15 protein-coding genes are annotated in these 16,833 nt (G+C 47.3%); 11 read left to right on the forward strand and 4 right to left on the reverse strand.

Translation table 11 applies throughout. The features are described 5' to 3' along the window. Positions 1–45: 45 nt before the first annotated feature. The gene (locus RIG66_RS05875) at positions 46–348 is read left to right on the forward strand and encodes a YkvA family protein (RefSeq protein ID WP_446350066.1); all 303 of its coding nucleotides are present in this window, start codon (positions 46–48) and stop codon (positions 346–348) included. Positions 349–765: 417 nt separating this feature from the next. Here the strand turns inward: RIG66_RS05875 and RIG66_RS05880 are convergent, their stop codons facing one another. Next, complete coding sequence (locus RIG66_RS05880; RefSeq protein ID WP_446376095.1) at positions 766–3,021, reverse strand: RelA/SpoT family protein; 2,256 nt, start codon at positions 3,019–3,021, stop codon at positions 766–768. A gap of 513 nt (positions 3,022–3,534) precedes the next feature. Between RIG66_RS05880 and patD the strand changes: the two genes are divergently transcribed. From patD to RIG66_RS05925, 9 genes are all read left to right on the forward strand, one after another. Beyond that, the gene (gene patD, locus RIG66_RS05885; protein ID WP_446376097.1) at positions 3,535–3,894 is read left to right on the forward strand and encodes a heterocyst frequency control protein PatD; all 360 of its coding nucleotides are present in this window, start codon (positions 3,535–3,537) and stop codon (positions 3,892–3,894) included. A gap of 114 nt (positions 3,895–4,008) precedes the next feature. Next, entirely contained in the window at positions 4,009–4,593 is a 585-nt protein-coding gene (locus RIG66_RS05890; RefSeq protein WP_446376099.1) for a zf-TFIIB domain-containing protein, read from the forward strand. Between the two features lie 446 nt (positions 4,594–5,039). Further along, entirely contained in the window at positions 5,040–6,578 is a 1,539-nt protein-coding gene (gene crtD / locus RIG66_RS05895; RefSeq protein WP_446376165.1) for a C-3',4' desaturase CrtD, read from the forward strand. A 378-nt stretch (positions 6,579–6,956) separates the two neighbouring features. After that, the gene (locus RIG66_RS05900; protein WP_446376167.1) at positions 6,957–7,901 is read left to right on the forward strand and encodes an Hpt domain-containing protein; all 945 of its coding nucleotides are present in this window, start codon (positions 6,957–6,959) and stop codon (positions 7,899–7,901) included. A 730-nt stretch (positions 7,902–8,631) separates the two neighbouring features. Continuing rightward, positions 8,632–8,844, forward strand: coding sequence for an NAD(P)H-quinone oxidoreductase subunit L (gene ndhL, locus RIG66_RS05905; RefSeq protein WP_006103418.1), 213 nt, complete (start codon positions 8,632–8,634; stop codon positions 8,842–8,844). A 6-nt stretch (positions 8,845–8,850) separates the two neighbouring features. Then, positions 8,851–9,153, forward strand: a complete 303-nt coding sequence (locus tag RIG66_RS05910) for a DUF3007 family protein (RefSeq protein ID WP_446376102.1) — start codon at positions 8,851–8,853, stop codon at positions 9,151–9,153. Positions 9,154–9,189: 36 nt separating this feature from the next. Continuing rightward, positions 9,190–9,984 (forward strand): tryptophan synthase subunit alpha, encoded by a 795-nt coding sequence (gene trpA, locus RIG66_RS05915; protein WP_446376104.1) that lies wholly within the window; start codon positions 9,190–9,192, stop codon positions 9,982–9,984. A 211-nt stretch (positions 9,985–10,195) separates the two neighbouring features. Continuing rightward, the gene (locus RIG66_RS05920) at positions 10,196–10,996 is read left to right on the forward strand and encodes a Uma2 family endonuclease (RefSeq protein ID WP_446376169.1); all 801 of its coding nucleotides are present in this window, start codon (positions 10,196–10,198) and stop codon (positions 10,994–10,996) included. A 75-nt stretch (positions 10,997–11,071) separates the two neighbouring features. Next, entirely contained in the window at positions 11,072–11,314 is a 243-nt protein-coding gene (locus RIG66_RS05925) for a hypothetical protein (RefSeq protein WP_446376106.1), read from the forward strand. An 86-nt stretch (positions 11,315–11,400) separates the two neighbouring features. On the opposite strand, the gene RIG66_RS05930 is transcribed toward RIG66_RS05925, so the two are convergent. The 3 genes from RIG66_RS05930 to RIG66_RS05940 all read right to left on the reverse strand — a co-directional run bounded on the left by RIG66_RS05930 (position 11,401) and on the right by RIG66_RS05940 (position 16,264). Beyond that, positions 11,401–13,833: an EF-hand domain-containing protein gene (locus RIG66_RS05930; protein WP_446376108.1), complete on the reverse strand. Its 2,433-nt coding sequence runs from the start codon at positions 13,831–13,833 to the stop codon at positions 11,401–11,403. 98 nt (positions 13,834–13,931) lie between these two features. Further along, complete coding sequence (locus RIG66_RS05935) at positions 13,932–15,425, reverse strand: CIA30 family protein (protein ID WP_446376110.1); 1,494 nt, start codon at positions 15,423–15,425, stop codon at positions 13,932–13,934. 200 nt (positions 15,426–15,625) lie between these two features. After that, a complete protein-coding gene (locus RIG66_RS05940) occupies positions 15,626–16,264 on the reverse strand; it encodes a Uma2 family endonuclease (protein ID WP_446376112.1) in 639 nt (212 codons plus the stop codon). A 217-nt stretch (positions 16,265–16,481) separates the two neighbouring features. Here RIG66_RS05940 and RIG66_RS05945 point away from each other — a divergent pair, with 217 nt between their 5' ends. Further along, positions 16,482–16,745, forward strand: coding sequence for a DUF3146 family protein (locus RIG66_RS05945; RefSeq protein ID WP_446364933.1), 264 nt, complete (start codon positions 16,482–16,484; stop codon positions 16,743–16,745). Positions 16,746–16,833 lie beyond the last annotated feature (88 nt).

A 16,833-nucleotide genomic window follows, 5' to 3' on the forward strand; every position in this document is an offset into this window, starting at 1 on the left:
CCGGGATTAATTTGGCAAGATAAAAGGTAGCTGTCGGGGAAACTCATGAATAATTTTTCAATCCAATCCATATATAACTGGTATCGTAACGCGGTTCGCAATCCTAAATACCGTTGGTGGATAGTCTTAGGGACTCTCCTTTACGTGTTTAGTCCCATTGATATCGCTCCAGACTTGATTCCAATTGTCGGGCAAATTGATGATGTTGTCGTGCTGACGCTGCTGGTGTCTGAGATGTCGCAGTGGTTGATTGATTTGGCTAAATCTCGCCAAGCGGGAATCGTCACGGAAGAAACCAGTACGACACCGGAAGCTACGGTAGATGTGAAATCCGTTTCTGTCGAATAGTTCATCCTGTAGCTTACTTTTCACGGGATCTAGAAAACCTCTCTCCAAACCTCTCTCCTGCAAGGAGAGAGGCTTTAAATTCTCCCCCTTTTGTGCAACAAAAGCGAAGCATCCTCTGGCTTCCCCCGTGGAACAAAAAGCGAAGCATCTGCTGGCTTCCCCATGCAAAAAACGCGAAGCAACATCTGGTCTCCCCCTTTTTACGCTATGCATTATTCACATCTTTCTTAACAATTCAGAAGCCTGGACATATCTAGGTTTCAATCTAATGTCGTTACATTTATTAATATGCCCCCTCGGTAGTCCCTGGTCTATCGTCAACGTCGGCCGCCGCCGTGCTAGCAAGGGCCAGCTTTAGGGGTAGAGAGGCTAGTTGCATAGGCATTTTCTGGAGAATCGATGTATAGGACTACGAGTTTACTCATTAATATCGCTGATTCGCCGCAGATTCAAGATATCGCTCATCTTTTTAATTTGAGCAAAACTTTGCTGCAACTGCCCGTAATCCCGAATATCGATGCACAAATCAATCAATGCAGGTTTACCGTCTTGAGTTTTCACCTGAGCTTTCCGCACATTGATATGATGATCACTTAAGCGGGAAAGGATATCCTTTAACACCCCGACCCGATCCAACACTTCAATTTGAATATTAACCGGATAGGTTTGCGGACGCCCACTCTCTTGATCCGTCGGATTCCAATTCACCGGAACTAATCGGTCTCCCTCAATATTTTCCACATTGGGACAGCCTTGACGATGAATCGAAATTCCTCGCAATCGGGTGACAACACCCAAAATAGGTTCGCCGGGAACTGGATTACAACACCCAGCAATCCGATGCATCAATCCCTCGACGCCCGCAATGGGTTCGCCTTTAATCGTCCATTGGTCACTTGTTTCCTTCGCCGTCGGTAACGATGGCAGTAAATCTTCGATTTCTGCGGGTTCAGTTTCCAGCGGTTGTGTGGCTTTCACTGCATCGCGCAACCGATTGACCACTAGATTCAGGGTAACTTCTCCATACCCTAATGCCGCCAGTAAATCTTCAGCATTTTGATAATTACAGCGTTCGGCAACAGATTGCATGGGTTCTGATTTGAGCAAGGATTCAAATCCATTTTTACCCAGTTCCTTCTCCAGCAAATCTCGACCTCGCGCCACATTTTCATCGCGGTGCGATCGCTTGTACCATTGGCGAATCCGATTTCTGGCACTGGGCGTGACGACGAAGTTCAACCAGTCTAAACTGGGGTGACTATTTTTCTGGGTGATAATTTCTACAATATCCCCATTTTTTAACGGTGTATCCAGAACTCGCCATTGACCATTAATTCTCACCCCAGCACAGTGATTCCCAATCTCGGTGTGAATCCGATAGGCAAAATCTATCGGCGTTGCATCCCGACTCAGGGGTATCACATCTCCATCGGGGGTAAAGACGTAGACATCATCGTCAAATAAATTATCTTTGACACTTTCGATATATTCATGGGCGTCTTTCAGGTCATTCTGCCATTCCAGCAACTGCCGCAACCAGGTAAACTTGTCATCGTCGGCGCCAATCTGGGTCGGATCAGACGTCCCAGTTTCTTTATATTTCCAATGTGCGGCAATCCCATATTCGGCAATCCGATGCATTTCCAGGGTACGAATCTGCACTTCAATGGGACGCCCATGGAAGCCAATCACGCCTGTATGTAGAGACTGATACCGATTAGGTTTAGGTAAGCCGATATAATCTTTAAACCGACCGGGGATCGGTCGAAAGGCATCATGGACGACAGCTAATGCCCGATAGCACCCTTCGTTGGTCTCCACGATGATCCGCATCGCCGCTAAATCATAAATTTCGTGAAATTCCTTATTGCGGCGTTGCATCTTTTGATAAATTCCATACAGATGCTTAGGACGACTATTCAAGTCCACACATCGAATGCCCATCTCATCGAGACGCCCTCGCAGGATTTGCGAAACCTGGGTTAATCGTTCCTCCCGGTCTTGACGCCGTTCGGCAACCAGTTCCTGTATTTTGCGATAAGCATTCGGTTCAAGATACTTAAAGGATAAATCTTCTAGCTCCCACTTAAACCGCCCAATCCCCAAACGATTAGCTAAGGGGGCAAAAATCTCCCGGGTTTCCTGGGCGATCGCCCGCTGTTTTTGGGGCTTAAGATGTTCTAATGTCCGCATATTATGCAGGCGGTCTGCTAACTTGACCACAATCACGCGGATATCCTTCGCCATGGCGAGGAACATGCGGCGGAAGTTTTCGGCTTGGCGTTCGGTTTTACTGGAGAAGTTAAATTTGGAGAGTTTGGTAACGCCTTCAACTAAATGGCGCACCTCGGCACCAAAAATTGATTCAATCTCGTCCGGTGTGACATCCGTATCTTCGACCACATCATGGAGTAAGCCAGCCGCCATCATGGTACTGTTGCCGCCTAAATCTCTTAATAAGCCAGCAACGGCTACGGGATGGGCGATATAAGGTTCTCCAGAGGCGCGATATTGTTCCGAATGCAGTTGATAAGCAAATTCAAACGCCCGCACCACCAACGCCGCGTCATCGGGCGTTGATGGGTCAGAGGTGGCAGAGGCTGTTGATAAACAGTCCTGCAACCAGTCGGGAACGTCTAGGTTATAGGTGGTGGTTAGGACAGTGGCACTCATAATTCTTTCCCTGACAGATCTATAAATAATAAGGATGGTTCAACGGTAATGGCAGTAAGATCTCTGTTTAGTGGTATAGTTATCAGTTTTTGTGAATTCCAGAAATGGGTCAAAATTCCCTAGATTATCCGTATAGTAATCAGACCTAGATGAGAAATAGTAACATGAACTACCAGATATCCACCCTTGTTACCGCGTACAGAAGCAATACGTCACTTCTGTCACGGACTTGATTTCCAGTAAAATCTTGAATAACCAAAGGACTGGGTTGAAGCCAACACGCTGAAATTTTTGCGGATGGTTGTCAATAGCTGGTCGCTAAGATAGCAAACAGTAACTGTTTTCCAAGAAATCATCAGTTTTGGCAGATAGTCCCTACCTTGGTTACTCGGCAATGAGAATGCCAGCTGACTCTCAGACTGAACCCTGATCTTCAGCTTGGTGGCAAATTCTTGTATTTATAAACAAAAATACAAGATTCTTTACATTTAGTCTAGACCAACCTGTCTGATAATGTTAGTCCCCTCCCAACGGCAATCCTATCAGGACTTTAAACACGTCCTAGACGACCTGTACGCCTGCACCCAGAGTCAAGAGTTAGACAAAACCGAGATCCAGGAGCGTTTCCAGGCGGTGAAACAGCTCTTTCAAGGGCGAATTATCACGCTCAATCCCGATGAGGTTAATCAGGAACAAGTATCAGTATGGCAGTCTAGGCAAACCGAAATCCATAGACATATCCGACTTCTAGAAACTGATATGTTAATGTTGCGGACGGCGCGACATTCTGCAACCGTTCAGTCTAGGGTGGCTATCATCCGCGATCGCCTGAACACCCTGATTCAATACTGTAGTGCTATGCTTCAACTGTAGCGCTCTAGTCCAGTCCTGTCGAGGGAGTTTCGACCCTAAACTTCGTTCGAGGGCATGGTTAAGGTATTCTCGCCGAATTAGGATAAGTTACAGGTGCTTTGAGGAAGAAAATCGGTGCAATGTCCTAAATGTAGAAAAGTAACGCTCTTAGACGGCTATTTAGAGCATCAGTTTGCCGTGAAGTATTGCCAAGAGTGCAAAGGCACTTGGATTCCTGCTAAAGAGTATGAAGCATGGCAGGCACGTCAACCGTCTGATCAGAAAATGCCTGACCTTCCCCCTGAAGCGCTGAATGTGAATTTTGTCAAGTCTCCCTTCGATACCAAAGCCGCATTATGTCCAGAGTGCCAGCGCTATCTCTCTCGCGCTAAAGTTAATCTCAAGACGCCCTTTTATGTGGAACGCTGTTCTCACTGTCGCGGGATTTGGTGCGATTACGGGGAGTGGGACATTCTCGAAAGCTTGGGACTCCATACCATAGTTGAGCAACTCTTTACCAACGAATGGCAGACTAAGGCGCGAGAACAGCAACTTTGGCAAAAAGAACGCCAAGCCACGGCTGAAAAATTAGGGAATGAGTTAGGGGCGCAGGTGATTGAGTTGGGGGAACGGTTAGCGGCACATCCAAATGGCGATTTTGGTGTGGCTTACCTGATGCGGCGCGTCGGCGGAAACTGGCAAAAGCATAATCAGAAATAGACTATGGGGATGTCCAATGATCGATGCTATCCTTAAACGAAACGTATTATATTAAGATATATTAAGCAATGTAGAGCAATAATCATGCCCAGCGTTTCTACTCCTCAAACCGCTCGTAAATGTCTACCCACAACTACCCAAAACTAAGCATTTTGGGTAGGTGGGGTGAGCGTGCAGACTCAGCCGTAAAAAAGAGTAACCTACCATCTGGCAAGGTTGGCTACGCTTCCTGTGGTCATGACACCCAAGACGGTCATCCCAAAAGGTGTGAACACAGGAACTTATGTTGCTCGACTTTGCCCATACAGCAACGGTAGAGGTGAGATCTATCCGACAACTGGCAAAAAACGGATTGGCATCAAACTCGAATATGTCGAAAAACCAATTCATCGAAAGGATGGCTACAGCTATGGGTGAAAAGTACCCAAACGGGAAGAAATGTCTATATGTGTCCAGAAATTAACAAACAGCTTCTAACCCATCGCGTCGTTGTCATTGGTGCAGGAATTGGGGGTCTAACGGCTGGCGCACTTCTTGCCCGTCGAGGTTACTCAGTGTTAGTCCTCGACCAAGCCTTTGTCCCTGGCGGATGTGCCTCCACGTTCAAGCGTCGCGGCTTTACCTTTGATGTGGGTGCAACCCAAGTGGCTGGTTTAGAACGAGGTGGCATTCATCAGCGAATTTTCGAGGAGTTAGAAATTGACTTACCTACCGCGACTCCCTGTGACCCCGCTTGTGCCGTATTTCTCCCTGGCGAAACTGAACCGATTAACGTTTGGCGTGACCCAGAAAAATGGGCAAAAGAACGGCAACGGCAATTTCCGGGGAGTGAACCCTTCTGGCAACTGATGACCACTCTATTCAATGCCAGTTGGAGATTTCAATCCCGTGATCCCGTATTACCCCCACGAAACCCCTGGGATTTGTGGCAATTAATCTCAGCGGTGCGTCCAGATACCCTGATTACGCTACCGTTTACGTTTATGACGGTGGGAGATGCGTTGCGCGGCTATCGACTCTATGACAATCAGCGTTTGAGGACATTTCTGGATTTACAACTGAAGCTGTATTCCCAAGTGGATGCCGATGAAACCGCTTTATTGTATGCGGCGACAGCCCTCGGCGTTTCCCAAGAACCTCAAGGATTGTTTCACCTGAAGGGGAGTATGCAGGTATTGAGCGATCGCCTGGTCGCCGCCTTGGAGAAATGGGGTGGTAAACTGTTGATGCGTCATACTGTGCAACAGATTCAGGTTTCCGGGGACAAGGTTACAGGCGTAACGGTAAGAAATCAGAAAACGGGACAAGTTTGGACAGAATCAGCCGATGAAGTGGTGGCAAATGTGACGGCACAAAACCTGGTTAAGTTACTGGGAAACCACGCGCCCAAGGGTTATCAGCGTCGCGTCGATAAATTACCGCCTGCATCGGGTGCCTTTGTCATTTACCTAGGTGTTGACCAAACGTCCATTCCTGCGGGTTGTCCACCTCACCTGCAATTTCTCTACGATTACGACGGTGAGATTGGCGAAAATAACTCTTTATTTGTCTCGGTTAGTCAACCTGGTGATGGTCGCGCCCCAGAGGGAAAAGCCACGATAATTGCCTCCTCGTTTACCGATACCCGACTGTGGTGGCAAGGTTCTCAGGAGGATTATGACCAGTTAAAACAAGATTATACCCAAGAGGCGATCGCACGGCTAGGTCAGTATTTTGACTTAACTCCAGAAACCATTATCCACCAAGAAACAGCAACACCCCGCACCTTTGCCTATTACACCGGACGCCATCAAGGAATCGTCGGCGGAATTGGTCAGCGAGTCCCGACATTCGGTCCCTTTGGCTTTGCTACTCGCACCCCCATTAATCACCTATGGTTGGTGGGAGATTCTACCCATCCTGGTGAAGGGACGGCTGGAGTCAGCTACTCAGCATTTACGGCTGTACGGCAAATACAGCGCTTCGCGCTGGGCAATAGGCAATAGGCAACACCTCGGCTTACCTAGACTTCGCTCGGTGTGTCATAGGTAATAGGTAAGAGACTTGCGGCTTAATAATATACCAATCAAGCTTGGCTGAGTTGATGAATACAGCTTTCCTCACTGGTACTTTATTTTTACGCAGCTCCCTAAGGTAGAGTTTTGAGTTAACTTCCCCCATCTTCCCCATCTCCCCCAGCTCCCCCAGCTCCCCTGCACCCTGATCCCTAAATCCAGGAAGATTCTTTGACGGGTTTCCGGTAATCTAAAGAAAGAGTTTTGTTGGTAGACTGCAATGGGATTAAACCTGTTGGCAATAGAATAGAGACCATAACCTTTGTAGGTTGTGTGTATACATAGTTGTTTGGATTAGGGAAAACTGCCGTGGATGGGGGGAATCAGCAACGAATCTTAGGTTATTTCATCGAAGAGGCGAAAGAACACCTTGATACCCTCGAACAAGGGTTATTGAATGTGCAGGAAAGTGCCCAAGACCCAGAGATGGTCAATGAGATGTTCCGTGCGGCTCATTCGGTCAAAGGGGGGGCGGCAATGCTAGGCTTTAGCAGTCTACAAAAAGTTGCCCACCGCTTAGAGGATTGTTTGAAGATTCTCAAAGAACATCCCGTTAAGCTTGATCGCCATGTCGAGAGTTTATTCTTACAAGGCTACGACACTCTCAAAGACCTGATCGAACAACTTCAAGGACCCTTTGGTCTGCGGGATGATGAAGCCGATAAAATGGTGCAAGCTGCCGAACCGACGTTCAAGGAATTGCAGACGTACCTGGAACGGTTAATTAGTGGTGGTGAACCAGCAAGCGCAGCTCCGGCAAAATCAGCAAAGGGTGGAGCGAAAGCGACGGGTCAAGCACCTGATAACTTTTCTGCTCAGGTGACAGGTATCCTCAAGCAAATGTTGCAATTGTTCAAACAATCAGACACACCCGCCAATCGTCAAAAGCTGCAAGAGAACTGTCATAAGCTAGCGAAACTTGCCCAAACAGTTGAACCCTGGCAAGTCTTGGTAAAAAATGCCTCTGATGCGATCGCGAATTCGCAAAATTCGTTCCACTCTCTCGCACCTGTCATTATTAAAGAACTCAAACAAGCTAGCGATCAAGTCCAGCAAGGAAACGAGAGTGCTGTCAAGGCAAGTCCAGCGTTACAAAAGTTGGCAAAAGCTACCCCCAGTAAAGGCGGTGGTAAGCAGATTACGATTACCGTGGAACCCAAAGCGGCAGCTAAAGCGATCGTCAAAGCCTTTGATAAACGGCAACTCACTCAACTGACCAAATTACTGGTTCAAGCCACTCGCACTTCTTCGTAGGTGATATCAAATCTGGAACCAAAAGGAACGGAAGCGAAACCTCGGACAAAATTCTTCAATCCGCGAATCGCTCCGTTCAGCATGATAAATTATTGGCTTAAGATGGGGGCAGAGGGACTTGAACCCTCACGACCTTTTACGGTCAACGGATTTTCATTCTCACTGTAGCTTTCGCTACTGCCTTCACTAGCATCTGAGAATTGGACTCTCCCTTTACCCTCGGCTTCACGTTAGGGTAGCTCCCGTCGAGTCTCTGCACCTTCCGATCCTTCGCTTCGCTCTAGGACATGGTTTTGACCTGTCGCTTCGCTCCAGTGAGCCTGGTTTTGAGTTAGTTTGGTTTAACCCATAACTCAGCACTCTTTTATCGGCTTGGCTCAGGATTGCCTTATCTGTTTTCAGACGTAGGTTTCCCTGAATTTGAGAGCATCCACTTGACAGATTTCTCCATCAAGGCTCAATTTGCTTAAGTCCGTAGCGTCTACCATTCCGCCACGCCCCCTTTTGGGTTGTGCTTCGGTATTGAAGTTTACATCAAAACCTCCGCATTTGTCTATTTGAACATTAAATGGGGCAGATTGGCAACTAGAAAATTTGAGGAACCTGAACAAGGTAAGATAGTAGGGGCGATCAAGGAGGTTTAGGGTAGCCTGACCGGGAACCATTCACCTCTTGATTATGCGATCGCCTGTATTTTAGAAACCCGTTGCCGCTATAAGACCATCACACTATGATTGTTGCACTACTCTATCTCGCTTTAGGTGGACTCTACCTGGTTGTCGTTCCCTTGGTCACATACTTTTACCTCAAACAGCGCTGGTATGTCGCTAGCTCCTTTGAGCGTAGCTTCATGTACTTCCTCGTCTTCTTCTTCTTTCCTGGATTAATCCTGTTTAGTCCCTTCCTGAACTTCCGTCCCAAAAAGCGTCAGATCCAAGCTTAATCACAAATGCGACGAATTGATGCGATCGGAATTGCCATCGGCGTGTTTGCGGCTGGTGGTATTATGTATATCCTCTTGCAGGTTGCTGGTTTGGACGAGGTAAAAGCCGGGATTTGGAGCCAAGCCCTCTTAGTGGGCGGTTTACTCGGCTGGGTACTCACATATCTGTTCCGAGTGGGATCTCATAAGATGACCTATAACCAGCAACTGAAAGAGTACGAGGATGCTGTCTTGCAAAAGCGCCTCGAAGAGATGACTCCAGAAGAACTTGCTCAGTTACAAGCTGAATTGGAACAAGACTCTGAATAAATCAGCCAATGACCAATGACCAATGACCAATGACCAATGACCAAAATTTCCCAGTGCTTCGAGACTCTACGCCAACGCTCTGAATGCGCCTTTATTCCCTTTATCACAGCAGGTGATCCGGATTTAGTCACCACGGCTCAAGCTTTGCGAGTCCTTGACAAATCAGGGGCGGATATGATAGAGCTAGGTGTGCCGTATTCCGATCCCTTGGCTGATGGTCCGACGATTCAAGCGGCGGCGACACGAGCATTGAAACGGGGGGTACGATTGGATGATGTCCTCGCGATCGCGCAGGAAGTAACCCCCGATCTAAACGCACCAATTATTCTATTTACCTATTACAACCCCATTCTCAACCGAGGGATTGAAGTCTTTTTAAAACAAATTGCCGCAGCAGGGATAGCGGGGTTAGTCGTGCCGGATTTACCCTTAGAGGAAGCGGAATCGCTGATCCAGCCCGCGACTGAGATTGGCATCGAAGTGGTTTTGTTAGTTGCACCCACCAGTCGGAAAGCTAGAATTGACGCGATCGCAAAAAAATCCCAGGGCTTCATTTACCTGGTTAGTGTTACAGGCGTCACCGGGATAAGAAGCCAAGTTGCATCCAGTGTCCCCGATTTACTCGAGGAAATGCGGGCAGTAACAGACAAACCCATCGGAGTCGGTTTCGGTATCTCCCAACCCGAACAAGCGCGACAGGTGAAACAGTGGGGTGCAGATGCAGTAATTGTGGGGAGTGCTTTCGTGAAGCGTTTAGCCGAAGGAACCCCGACTGAAGGATTAAAAGCGATTGAGGAGTTTTGTCAATCCCTCAAGTCAGCGATTAAGTAGGTGGACACAATCTAAACTTAAAGGTGGTGATCGTCATTTGTCATTTGTCCTTGGTCATTTGTAATCGAACAGTGATCAATTACGAAGTACCTAGACATAAATTCTGTACGCTGTACTAAGAATGTTAAGGATTCTCCAACCCTTACTATTGCCTATTGTCTATTCCCTATTGCCTTTCCCCACCACAAAACTTATTCAGCAACCCCTACTGATGGTTAACCTTCCCACTCAAACTGACCCCCCCCTTTCACCTCGGCAAACCTTACCCACGATGTATGATTTACCGAGTGACAACCCGGAGGAACCTGGATTGCCAGACGAGTTTCATTTTTTACAACCCTTATTGTTATTTCTTACCTTTCAACCCGCTAACTGGAATCCGGAGTTGGTATTTTCGGCTTGTGATTTAAATCTTTACTATGATGTGAACCATCCCCAGTGGTACAAACGTCCCGATTGGTTTGGGGTAGTGGGAATACCTCGGTTGTATGAAGGGCGAGATTTACGTTTAAGTTATGTAGTGTGGCAAGAAGTAATCAATCCTTATGTGGTGGTGGAATTATTGTCTCCCGGTACACAAGAGGAAGATTTGGGTCAAACGGTGCAAACACCTGGAAATCCACCGACAAAATGGCAGGTTTATGAACAGATTTTGCGAATTCCGTACTCGATTGTGTTTAGTCGCTATACCAATGAACTTCAGGCGTTTCAGTTAGTCGGGGGTCATTACGAACCAGTAAGCCTAGTAGATAATCGCTTATTGATGCCGGAGTTATCATTAAGTTTAGGACTATGGCAGGGAAGTTTTCGAGGAATTAACCGTTTGTGGTTGCGGTGGATGACACTTGAGGGAGAGTTGATTTTAACGCCTGAAGAAGAGGCTATCGAGGCGCAAGAACGGGCAGTCGAGGCGCAAGAACGGGCAGTTGCAGAACGGGAAAGAGCAGAACGATTAGCAGCACGATTGCGGGAGTTAGGGATTGAACCTGATGATGTGGAGAATGAAGAATGACAAATGACGTAGCTTGCTTCTCGCGAAGCGAGTATGACGATCTCAACCGTTAACTTAATGAAAGTCTGACTACTTATGGTTAATCTTCCCACTCAAACTGACCCCCCCCTTTCACCTCGGCAAACCTTACCCACGATGTATGATTTACCGAGTGATAACAGTTTTCGAGGAATTAACCGTCTATGGTTGCGGTGGATGACACTTGAGGGAGAGTTGATTTTAACGCCGGAAGAAGAGGCAGTTGCGGAACGAGAAAGGGCGGAACGATTAGCAGCACGATTGCGGGAGTTAGGGGTTGAACCTGATGATGTCGAGTAAGTGCGATCGCCTTTGCCACTGCGGTAAGCTGTTTGGCAACAAACGTACCCTTGCTCCTCCAACTCCCCCAACTTCCCCAGCTTTCCTTAATGAACCTCAACAAAAACGCCGCTGCGAGCAAACTCCTCTTCTTCGGGAGTAAAGTAAGGAGCGTTATCTTCCAGAGTCGGGTCGAAGCTGTAAGACTCTTGCAGGAAGTTCCCTGCCAAAACAGCGTTTTCTAACTCCTTAATGTAGGTATCAGCCAGCTTACATAACTCTTGGATACCCTGTTCGTCGCCTCTGTCCAAAAACGTTTGCAGTCCCAAATGAAGTCCCGACAGGCGGGCGGTGGGTTTGAGCATACTGTAGATATGGTAGATGCGATCGGTGGTGATGCTGATGTGACGCAGGGCGCGGGCGCGGGTCAATTCGGCATCCAGGCTGGGCCAATAGCGGCTGGTGTAAAAGGCTTGGTCATTCCGTTGATACCACTCTTCCGAACGGGCGATGGAAGAATTCACGGTGTTATGCAACTTCCAGAAAAACAGACGCATGGATAGTCCATCGGTTACTGTCGCCAGCTTGTTGTCGAAGGACATACTAAACTGGGTGGCATGGAGTTCCTGTCCCAACAACAGGTACTCCATCGGGTACATCTCTACTTCCTTGTTCTGTACCACATAAGCATTCAAGTGATGGCGACAATAGGGACAAGGGTACATCGTGGCGAACAGTTTGATGAAATCTTTGAAAACCCCGATCAGCTTTTGCTGAACTTCCGGAGATTTGGTGCAGACGATTTCAGCAGATGTGTGGAAGAAACGCCAAACCCCTGGTCCGATGTAGTAGGGGAAACTGACTCGCATTTGGGCATCTCGCACGTAGCTGCGGTTAACCCATACATCGATAAATGCCACATACTGGGAGAGGGCGCCACATTCACGACCAAATTCCAGACGTTCCCGGCGCTTCTGTACACCGTTGAGATAGTGGTGACTCAGCCGCCAAGCCTGCAAAATTGCCAGTTTTTGCTGGGGTGTGCAGTTGGGGAATTCTTCGCAAACGTCGCCACCGTAGCGATCAAACTCTCCGACGGCTTTAGTCTCTGCGTACAACTGATCCAAGGAGGCTTCGTCGGGATTGGTGTTTCTTTCAATGTCATCCGCCGTACAAACACTAAACGCTGCCAGCAATTTTGGCATGAAGTCTTCGTACCAGTAAGCCACGGGCATCATCGCGCCGTCGATTTCTTCGCGATCATCTTGGAGAATCACCCGGTTCCATTGCTTCAAGTAAGCCTTGGGAGCTTCCCCATTCATTGTTGGTGGCGGGGGGGTCAGTTCCCCATTCAATTCCAGTTGGCGCAACCGATTCAGTTCATTGATTGCCAGCACGCCTTCAACCAAATCTCCCAAGTGGAGGTGCTTTTTCTTCATCGTGATGGCGAATTCCACCCCAGCGGCGAATTTCTCGCGAACCGTGGCAGATTTGCTGCGGGTTTCATGCATCCGCTGCGCCTCTGCGAGCATTTCTGGGGTTTTTTCAATAGTCTGCCAGTTTTTGATCCGATCTTGCAGGCGGGCATATTCGGCTTCGATGGAGTGAATCACCTGATCCAGTATGGGATAGCAAGCCTCTTCCACAATACCCAAGTCTTTGTAGTAGGTGATGGCAACGCGCACAAACTGGGTGAAATCAGAAATGCGGTAGGGTAAATCCCTCACCCGTAAATGGGTTTCATGGTTAGCCGAAAAACTTTCGCGGAAACAGCGATAAGCAGCACCCTGAATCAATCGAAACAAACCAATTTGCATTTGTAGGCGAGAAGTGCCGCGCTTTCTGGTACAGTCATCCTTAACTTGTTGGGTGAGGATTTCCTCAAGCTTTGTTACCTCCCCTGCAAAATCTTGGGTGCTGAAGTTGGTATCTGCTTCAGAGGATTGTGCCTGTAGGGATTGGGTTGCCGTAACGGAGGACTTGTTATCACTACCTAACCCTTGATTCTCTTCGGGAATAACCGGGCAAAATTCTTCAAAATCAATGAAATCTTCACCTTCGCGATCGCCTTCGGTGAATTCAACGTGGGAATCATGATAGCCAGTCGAGGATTCGTTTTCTTCAGGAACAAGCTGGCAAAACTCTTCAAAGTCGATGAAAGCGTCACCATCGCGATCAACTTCTTTGATCATCTCTTGCAGTTCTTCATCTGTCAGCCCGAACTTACTCATGACGTTTTTCAGTTCGTTGGCACAAATATGCCCCGAACTGTCCTCGTCAAAAACGCTAAAGGCAAGTCTCAGCCGACTTTCGCGATCGCCTTGTTGAGACACCATCAGGGCTTTGAACTCTTCAAAGTCGATGGCACCGGAACCGTCTACGTCCACCTCTTGCATCATGTCATGCAATTGGGCATCTGTGGGATTTTGACCCAGCGATCGCATGACGACACCCAACTCGTCGGCAGAAATTTCGCCACTGCCATCTTCATCGAAAACTCTGAAAGCTTGCCAAAGTCTTTCCACCTCGGCTTCGTTCATTGTTTTTGGGTTTTGTCTGTTCATTTCTGCCAATTTTAAAGCAAGTTCTCAAACTTCATTCCAGTTTCCCTCTACCAAACTAGAAAACGGGTCATCCGTCAAGTTGACTCAGAAAAGTCTCTGTTATCCGAATTTAGGGACGAAAACAAATGATGCCAATCTGGAGAACTTGTTTCGGCTTCTTTCACTTCAAACGTAACATTACAAGCTTGGGGTTGTTCTAGTGCCTGAAGGCAAAGTTCAGCAATATCCTCTCGGCTGACTTTTCCTCGAATATTATCGCCTTGCTCAAAGGCTAAACCTTTACCGCCGGGTTCTTCAGTCAAAGCACAGGGACGGATAATCGTATAGGGAATACCACTTTCCCGCACCGCATCCTCTCCCCGTAGCTTCCAGGTGAGAATTCCGCCTAATTGGTCATTCATTCGCACGATTTGCACTTCTTCTTCTAAGTTAATTCCGGGACGCCCTGGACGAGTAACGCCAGCAGAACTAATCATCATAAATTGGGATAATGTTGCACCGTTGTATGCCTTAATTGTTTCTACCTGTAAGGAAAATGTTCCGGGTTCAAAGTGGGGATTAAGTGCGCCGTCATACTCAAACTTACTCAGCATCAATTGCACCGCGTAAATATGGCTCGGATCAAAGGGTTCGGCATTGTCTAAGGTTTTGGCACGAAATACCGGAATCAGCGCCCCAAAGGGAACGCGAACATCAATCCAGGTATCTTTTTCAGTATCAAACGAGTAGCAATAAGAAATGCCATCCCACCGTGATTCTGTTCTCAGAATAAACTTATAACGCTGTCCATCGCCTTTAACGCGCAGTTCCATCCCCTCATATCCGGCTAAATTTAAAGGTGGATCGAAATTACGGGTGCGAACGGAAACAAAACCACCGGAGTTTTTGGTAGATACAGTGCCACTGAATAATGCTGCATTATCAATCAGCCGAATTGAGCTTTCACTCACACCCCCCATGACGACATCATCCACAGCTCCCCAAGTTTCTTTTACATCATCTGAGGGATTTTTGAAATCGAAAATTAATTGTTTCCCTGCTTCTAGATAATTAGCGGCGACTTGGACTAAATTCTTAATCCCTTGATAGTCTACAATTTCGGGACTATCGACAACTTCTGGCATATAGAATTTGATGCCTTGATAATATTTTTCCCGGTTTGGCGTATCTCCTTCTACAGGTTGCACCCGAACACCTGTGCAACAAATAACGGCGGAAATACCCTCCATCATGGCAGGGGTTAAGGTTTCGGGGATAGTGATATCAGCTTCAAACAGTTCCACCTCATCTCCCAGCATTTCCCGCCCTCGCTGAGTATCTCTGACTAAAGCGCGTACCGGATAATCCCGTTCCATCAGACGCCGCACGACTCGCTTCCCGACGCCACCTGTTGCACCCGCTACCAGTATCTTACCCAATCGTTTTCCTCCACTTTGGTTTGGTTTGTGATGTTGTGTATTACCTGAAAATAAGCGTTTTAAACAGCTAATAAAAGGGATAACCTCAAAGTAAGCTAATGTTTTGACAAATCTACCAGCATCCCATTGGGAGCGATTGTTCTGGGTCATTATCCTCTCCTATACTATTTATTTTTTTCAGTGTACCGAATTTGGCAACGGGGATGAATCCGCTATAGCGGATCGTCTTGCGGTGCAACCTAGATTAGGTTTAGGGGGATACCAATATCATTGTCGGGGCGGGTTTAGGAATTCAATGTGGCTGATTGAATCCGGCGCACGCCATGCGCCCCTACAATTTCTGGATCTACTTACGATTCAATCACTGGCGGTAATAGCTCAGAAACTGTAATCGTACAACTGGGAAATTGCAACGGCGAAACACTCGCATCTTCTGCCAGAATTACTTCACTTTGATAACCTTCTGGAGTCGGTTGACGAAAAACGTGCAGTTGTCGATGTTTAAGATCAAGTACCCAATAGTCAGCAATTCCGGATTGGGCATAATCCCTCGCTTTTATTTGATAGTCGATTTGCAGGCTAGTATCTGCTACTTCGATAATCAGATAAATATCGGATGCTAAGGGATGATGGTCAGCATAGTCTAGGGGATCAACTCTGACGATAGCAACATCGGGTTCGGGTTCCGAGCGATCATTTAATTGAATCGGAAGTTGTTTCTGGATCAGCACTTGCTCTGTCAAACGGTGACTAAATACCCGATCCGTGCGTCTAATTGACGCCGCATGAGGACTTCCTTGGGGACTCATTTTTTTAATAATCTGTCCTGCAATTAATTCAACCGATTCATCGGGCTGCAAAATGCCCACTTCAGCCATTCGATGGTACTCTTCAATAGTCCACAAGCGCAGTTTGACGGGGGGTTGAGTTTTCGGCATAACTTTTATTGCTGAGATTGACCCATGGTTATCAATAATTTGAGGATTCATCGTTTATTGTACTCACTTCTCTCCCAGCCAGCCATATCGTTTACTGTGCCTTGATGGATACTTGGTCTTGAGCTTCTCGAAATACTCATCGGTCACGGTTTCAGTTCCAGAGTTGACAATCACGGATTTTCCGGTAGTTTAGTATAAAATGCTCGAATCTGGACTTGTGCGCCCTAAGCTGCATCCAGAATAATGTTTAAGCTGAATAGATTTAGCTGTGAGTTCTAAGAATTTACCGGAAACCACTGCCTACGTTCGGATTACCCAGCACTCTTGGCAACGGGGCAAAATCGAGGGAGAAGTTCAAGCGGCTGCTTATGAGTGGCAGTTTCAATGGCGTTTCCGTCAAGGTCAGTTAGTCGTCAGACCTGCTTTGGGACGTGCTTTAATTCAAGAACCACTGGGTCGATTTTTAGAACGTTGCGATTACCAGTTAGAACCAGGAGGAGATTATGCGTTTACTATTCGAGCAGAATTATAAGAGTGTTGAGGGTTAACCCTTCACAGCTTTCGAGGAAACATGGTTTGTAGGGGCGGGTTTAGGGACTTTGGTGTCGCTATTGATGATA

This window comes from Coleofasciculus sp. E2-BRE-01 (genome assembly GCF_040221695.1).
GTDB lineage: Bacteria > Cyanobacteriota > Cyanobacteriia > Cyanobacteriales > Coleofasciculaceae > Coleofasciculus.

Coding starts and splice junctions, on each gene's coding strand:
- RIG66_RS05875 (WP_446350066.1), top strand. CDS start 46: ATGAATAATTTTTCAATCCAATCCATATATAACTGGTATCGTAACGCG.
- RIG66_RS05880 (WP_446376095.1), bottom strand. CDS start 3,021: ATGAGTGCCACTGTCCTAACCACCACCTATAACCTAGACGTTCCCGAC.
- patD (WP_446376097.1), top strand. CDS start 3,535: ATGTTAGTCCCCTCCCAACGGCAATCCTATCAGGACTTTAAACACGTC.
- crtD (WP_446376165.1), top strand. CDS start 5,040: ATGTGTCCAGAAATTAACAAACAGCTTCTAACCCATCGCGTCGTTGTC.
- ndhL (WP_006103418.1), top strand. CDS start 8,632: ATGATTGTTGCACTACTCTATCTCGCTTTAGGTGGACTCTACCTGGTT.
- RIG66_RS05910 (WP_446376102.1), top strand. CDS start 8,851: ATGCGACGAATTGATGCGATCGGAATTGCCATCGGCGTGTTTGCGGCT.
- trpA (WP_446376104.1), top strand. CDS start 9,190: ATGACCAAAATTTCCCAGTGCTTCGAGACTCTACGCCAACGCTCTGAA.
- RIG66_RS05920 (WP_446376169.1), top strand. CDS start 10,196: ATGGTTAACCTTCCCACTCAAACTGACCCCCCCCTTTCACCTCGGCAA.
- RIG66_RS05925 (WP_446376106.1), top strand. CDS start 11,072: ATGGTTAATCTTCCCACTCAAACTGACCCCCCCCTTTCACCTCGGCAA.
- RIG66_RS05930 (WP_446376108.1), bottom strand. CDS start 13,833: ATGAACGAAGCCGAGGTGGAAAGACTTTGGCAAGCTTTCAGAGTTTTC.
- RIG66_RS05935 (WP_446376110.1), bottom strand. CDS start 15,425: ATGACCCAGAACAATCGCTCCCAATGGGATGCTGGTAGATTTGTCAAA.
- RIG66_RS05940 (WP_446376112.1), bottom strand. CDS start 16,264: ATGAATCCTCAAATTATTGATAACCATGGGTCAATCTCAGCAATAAAA.